The following is a 5,511-nucleotide window of genomic DNA, read 5'->3' on the forward strand; positions in this document are numbered from 1 at the left end:
CCAAACGGCCCGCCATTATGGCCGGTTCGGGCAATGACACCGAGGCCGGCTGGGCGGCCTTGACCGCGCTGGCGGAAAAGCTGCAGGCGCCCGTGTGGATAGAGCCGTTCGGTTCGCGCGCCGGGTTCGACCAGACACACCCTCTCTACCAGGGTCAGCTACCCGCCGACCGGCCCAGAGTGCGGCAGGCGCTGGATTCGACAGACGTCCTGCTGGTGGTGGGCACGGCCGCCATCCGCCAGTATCCGTTTACCACCGGGCCTCTGGTTCCGGAGGGGACGCGTGTCTTCGTGCTGACCGATGACGCGGTCCAGGCGAACAGATCCCCTGCGGAACTCGCCGTCGTCGGGGATCCAGCAGCGTTGTGCAACGCGGTGACGGCGCTCCTGCATGGAGGGCAAGCCGGTCGTGATACCGCCACCGGTGGCAAGTCAGCCGCCGGAGCCGCCGCTGAGCAGTACCGGCTGCCACCGCCAGCAGCCGGTGAACCATTGCGCGCAAGCCACGTCTTCGAACTGCTCGCGGCCCGACTGGAAGAGGACACCATCCTGGTCGAGGAGTCGCCGTCGTCCCGGCCTGCGCTGCAGGCGCTTGTTCCCGCCCGCCGCCCGCTGGGATTCCTGTCCGCCGCCATGGGTGGCCTCGGATTCGCGATGCCGGCGTCGATCGGACTCAAGATGGCGCTGCCGGAGCGCCCGGTGGTCGCCGTCGTCGGGGATGGGTCCTCGATGTACTCCATCCAGTCGTTGTGGACCGCCGCGCAATCCGGCGTCGGAGTGGTTTTCCTGGTGCTCGCAAACGGGGGCTACGCGGTGATGGACCGGTTGGCGGAGCAGCGCGACAGCAAACCGGCCTGGCCGTCGTTTCCGGAGATTTCGGTATCCACGATCGCCACCGGCCTCGGCGTCTCCGCCCGGCGGGTGGAGGATTACTCGAACCTCATTGAGGTTTTTGATGAGGTCCTGACAAATGCGGCACGCCGGACGGAACCGGTGCTGCTGGAAATCGCCGTCGCTCCGGACACCACCTTCGCACCATAAGCTTTGGATATCGCAACACATAAGAGGAGAGAGCAATGACGTTCTTTGAATCATCCCAGTGGGATGGACTCGTTTACAGCGGCGGCTGGACCAAGAGCGACGGCGGCTCGCAACCGGTGATGGAACCGGCCACAGGCGGGACAATTGGTTCCTTCGGGGTCGCCTTGGCCTCTGATGTCGCGAAAGCCGCCGAACAGGCCAAGGGCGCACAGCTGAAATGGCAGGCGACTTCCTTCGAGGAGAAGGCCGCCATCTTCCGCAAGGCGGGCAGCCTGATCGAGGAACATGCCGACGTCGCCATGCACTGGTTGATCCGCGAGGCCGGCTCCGGGCAGGGCAAGGCAGGGTTCGAGGCCCATCTGGTTGCCGGCGAGTTCTACTCGGCTGCGGCCATGGCCGAGGCGCCGTACGGCCAGTTGCTGCGCACGGGCAAGCCACGGCTGTCCTTCGCGCGGCGGCTCCCGGCCGGAACTGTCGGCGTCATTTCCCCGTTCAACTTTCCGCAGATTCTCTCCAGCCGATCGGTCGCTCCGGCGCTCGCCGCCGGCAACGCGGTCATCCTGAAACCGGATCCGCGCACCGCCGTATCCGGTGGACTTTTCCTGGCTGCGCTCCTGGAGGAAGCCGGCCTGCCGGAGGGACTGTTCCATGTGCTTCCGGGCGGAGCAGAGGCAGGACAGGCATTGATCGAGGAACCATCGGTCCGGGTCATTTCCTTCACCGGCTCAACCGGCGCAGGGCGTGCAGTCGGCGAGGCCGCCGCCCGGCATCTCAAGCGGGCGCATCTGGAGCTGGGCGGCAACAGCGCCTTGATCGTGCTCGACGACGTCGACCTTGACGCCGCCGCCTCGGCGGGCGCGTGGGGATCGTTCCTGCACCAGGGGCAGATCTGCATGACCACCGGCCGGCACATTGTCCACGAGTCGATCTACTCCGAATACATTGACCGGCTCGCCGAAAAGGCCGAAAAGCTGCCCGTCGGCAATCCAGCCACCAGCGACGTTCCGCTGGGACCCGTGATTAACGCGGCGCAGCGTGACAAGATCCATGGTTTGGTGAGGGGATCGGTCGACGCCGGTGCCCGGCTGGCCGCTGGCGGGACCTATGAGGAACTCTTCTACCGTCCGACCGTGCTGGCCGACAGCGAGCTCAACCACCCCGGCTTTGCGGAGGAGATCTTCGGCCCGGTCGCCCCTGTGATGAAATTCTCATCGGTGGAGGAAGCGGTCCACATCGCCACCGCCAGCGACTACGGGTTGTCCCTTGGCATCCTGACCACGGATGCGATGAAGGGCCTGGCGGTCGCCGACCGGATCCCGAGCGGCATAGTGCACATCAACGACCAGACCGTCGACGACGAATCCGTGGCACCATTCGGCGGTGTCGGCTTCTCCGGAACCGGTGCCCGGTTCGGCGGCGCCGAAGCCAACCTCGAAGCCTTCACCGAAACGCAGTGGGTCACCATGCAGGGGGAAATCGCCCGGTATCCGTTCTAAGCCCTGACGTAAGCCACGGGAACGCCCTGTCTCCTCCGATCGTATAAGCTACGAGTCGTTCTTTATTTGTGGAGGTAGATAGTGGTCCGTTTGTTGCTGCGTTCGAGTAAGGACCCTTGGACCGCGGTGCCCCCGGAAATTGCCCTCACCCAGGACACTCACCGGGCCAATGTGGGCAATCTTCTGTTTGGGCAGTCTGTGCATCGGACGTTGAGCGTTCCCGGCACGGAGATTGTGTCGAATAATTACCTCAGCAGCCGCGCGGGTGTCGATGATCACTACGTTCAGCAGATCAACGACGGTTTCGATCGGTTCGTCGTCCCGTTGGCCAATGCCTTCCGCCCAAGCTTCCAGACAAGTCTGCGACGTTTAACCCGCGTCATCAGCAAACTCGACATGCCGGTCACTGTCGTCGGCGTCGGAAGCCAGCACAGGCTTGAGATCACCGAGGCCGGGGAGGACCCGATCGCCGACGACGTCAAAGAATTCATGGCCGCGGTCCTCGACCGTTCGGCAAGCATTGGAGTACGTGGGGAACGGACCGCAGCCTATCTGAAGGACCTGGGCTTCGGTGAGGAGCACGTTGATGTCATCGGATGCCCGTCGGCATTCATGAAGGGGCCTTCCCCAGCGGTTACCCGGAAAGTTCCTGAGCTGAATCCGGACAGCCGGATTGCACTTACCTTGACGCCCAAGGTCAAGCAGATGGCGCCCGTCGTCGCCCGCCACGCGGATAAGTACCGGAACCTGATCTACATTCCGCAAACTAATAAGGACCTCACCACAATGGTCTGGGGCGAGCATCCCCGCGGTGTCGCAGACTTCCGGATGCCCGTACATGCCGAGCACCGGCTTTACACCGAGGACAGGATGCGGTTCCCTCTCGATCCCCGTACCTGGATTGAGTATCTGGAAGACTTCGAGTTCACCTTCGGAACCCGCATGCACGGAAGCATGTCTTCCATCCTCGCCGGAGTCCCCGCGATGCTTATTGCCCACGACTCCCGCACCCTCGAACTTGCCGAGTACTTCGACATCCCACACCGCCGGATCGATGAGGTTGGTCCGGAAGCTGATGCGGCAGAACTGTACGACTCGGCAGATTATTCGAAGTTCCATGCCGGGATGCCCGAAAAATTCGCCAGATTCACAGCATTTCTGGAAAAGAACGACCTGCCGCATATTTACCAGGCAGGAAACGAAAACACCGCCTTTGACGACAAGTTGGCGGCAGCAGAACTCCCGCCAATGGTGCATACCTTGATGGCCCCGGGCGAGGAAGGCCGGCGGGAAGTCCTCTCCCGTCTCCGCTGGCTCCGGCAAGGGAAAAAAGTTGACGAGACCCGGACGAGGTTCCAGCTCCAGGCCGCGCTGCCGCTCACTCCAAAGCCGGTGCCGACCCTGGCGGACGTGGATAAACGTGTTCAAGGGCTTGACCGGAAGAGCGCGGACTCGTCCAAGCTAATGAAGGACATGAAGGTCCAATTAAAGCAATCCCGCAAGCAGCTTACGTCCCAAACAAAAGTCCTTGACCGGCAGGCGGGACGCCTTGATCGTCAGGCGGAACGCCTCGACCGCCAAGCGAAGGTCATTAAAGAACTCAGCCGCCCCAAGCCATCGGTGATTCAGCGCGGACGCAAGTTTGCGTTGCGGGCCGAAAAGTCGATCAAGCGCCGGTTGCGTTCCCTGCGGTAAAACCGTCAGGCGCTGATGATGCGGTTCCGCCCGGCCCGGTGACCAAAGACCGCCCCGAGCAGCCCGATCACCAAAAACATAATGCCGGCCGCGGTGAACCCACCGGTCGTCGCGTGCAGCTGTCCGACCAGCGACGTGCCGGAGGATCCAAGCCCGTAGCCGACACACTGCATCATGCCGGACAGCCGGGCTGCGGTGTGGCTGTCCCGGGTGCGGAGCACGATCATGGTCAGTGCCAGCGCCGTCATGCTGCCCTGCCCAAGGCCGAGCATCGCCGTCCACGGCCAGATAGCGGACAGCGGGCGGCGAAATTCCGGAGGCGGAAGTGATCTCGGGCAGGATCGCGGCGAAACTGGAGAACAGCGTCCGCAGGTTGAGCCCGATCAGGACAAGGCAGACGGCGAGGTAGATTTTCCCGGCCCTGCTGGTAATCCGGGTGGGATCGGCAACGGCGTGCCTCACGCTCATGACGCTCCTTCCAGGCGGACTATGGCGTCGGTTCTGCGGTATAGGTCTGCAACATCCTGCATCATGTTAGCGTTCTGGTCATGATTGTGACGGCAGTTTTGCTGGCGGCGGGCAACGGCAGCCGGCTGGGACGCGGTCCGAAAGCCTTGCTCCCGTACCACGGGAGACCTCTCGTTGAGCACATCGCAGGCGCACTTTTTGACGGCGGGTGCGACGACGTCGTCGTCATCCTGGGTGCCGACGCAGCAAGGGTGCGGGCCGAGTGCCGGCTCGAACGCTGCACCGTTGTGGAAAATCCGGATTGGGCCTCCGGGATGGCTTCGTCCTTCAAAGCCGGCGTTGCGGCCGTTGGGGGTGCCGACGCCATTGAAGAGGTCGGCGCCGCAGAAGATACGGACGCGGTTCTCATCGCCCTGGTCGATCAGCCGCACATCAGTGCCGGATTGGTCCAGCACCTCCTTCAGGTTCACCGCCCGGAAAGGATAACCGCCGCGCATTATGCTGATGCGCGGCGGCCATCCCACCCGATGATCTTCGAACCCGTCTATGCCCGGCAGGCGGCGGAACTGGCGCAGGACGATGCGGGAGCCCGCACCTTTCTGCGCCGAAATCCGGACTTGATCGACCTTGTCGACTGCACCGGTTCAGGCGACGACGCCGACATCGACACAGCGGACGATCTGCATCTTCTCGAGGGGGAATCGTTCGGCCGGGGCAATCAGCCCTGACCGCCGTCGTTACTCCTTCGCGCGAGCCGAAGAACGGCACACCCCAGCTCTGCAGGATGGTCGCCGCTCCTCCGACGAACAGGC

At 63.5% G+C, this 5,511-nt stretch carries 4 protein-coding genes and 1 pseudogene; 4 read left to right on the top strand and 1 reads right to left on the bottom strand.

Annotation, left to right across the window (positions count from 1 at the left end; genetic code table 11):
- From Y707_RS25710 to Y707_RS25715, 3 genes are all read left to right on the top strand, one after another.
- Positions 1-1,040: thiamine pyrophosphate-dependent enzyme (locus Y707_RS25710; RefSeq protein WP_035781643.1), on the top strand; the 1,040-nt coding region annotated here is incomplete at its 5' end.
- A gap of 35 nt (positions 1,041-1,075) precedes the next feature.
- The gene (locus Y707_RS0112785; RefSeq protein WP_026535391.1) at positions 1,076-2,536 is read left to right on the top strand and encodes a benzaldehyde dehydrogenase; all 1,461 of its coding nucleotides are present in this window, start codon (positions 1,076-1,078) and stop codon (positions 2,534-2,536) included.
- Positions 2,537-2,617: 81 nt separating this feature from the next.
- On the top strand, positions 2,618-4,231 hold the full coding sequence (locus tag Y707_RS25715; protein ID WP_051441957.1) for a polysaccharide pyruvyl transferase family protein: 1,614 nt from the start codon (positions 2,618-2,620) through the stop codon (positions 4,229-4,231).
- Between the two features lie 5 nt (positions 4,232-4,236).
- On the opposite strand, the pseudogene Y707_RS0112795 reads toward Y707_RS25715, so the two are convergent.
- Positions 4,237-4,533, bottom strand: a pseudogene (locus Y707_RS0112795) (MFS transporter); the annotation flags it as partial.
- A 246-nt stretch (positions 4,534-4,779) separates the two neighbouring features.
- On the opposite strand from Y707_RS0112795, the gene Y707_RS0112800 reads away from it, so the two are divergent.
- Positions 4,780-5,427, top strand: coding sequence for a nucleotidyltransferase family protein (locus Y707_RS0112800; RefSeq protein ID WP_051441958.1), 648 nt, complete (start codon positions 4,780-4,782; stop codon positions 5,425-5,427).
- The last annotated feature ends 84 nt before the right edge of the window (positions 5,428-5,511 follow it).

The sequence above is a fragment of the Arthrobacter sp. H14 genome, from assembly GCF_000520495.1.
Classification (GTDB): Bacteria; Actinomycetota; Actinomycetes; order Actinomycetales; family Micrococcaceae; genus Arthrobacter_C.

Excerpts from the sequence above, each read along its gene's own strand:
- Y707_RS0112785 (WP_026535391.1), top strand. The coding sequence starts at position 1,076 with ATGACGTTCTTTGAATCATCCCAGTGGGATGGACTCGTTTACAGCGGC.
- Y707_RS0112800 (WP_051441958.1), top strand. The coding sequence starts at position 4,780 with ATGATTGTGACGGCAGTTTTGCTGGCGGCGGGCAACGGCAGCCGGCTG.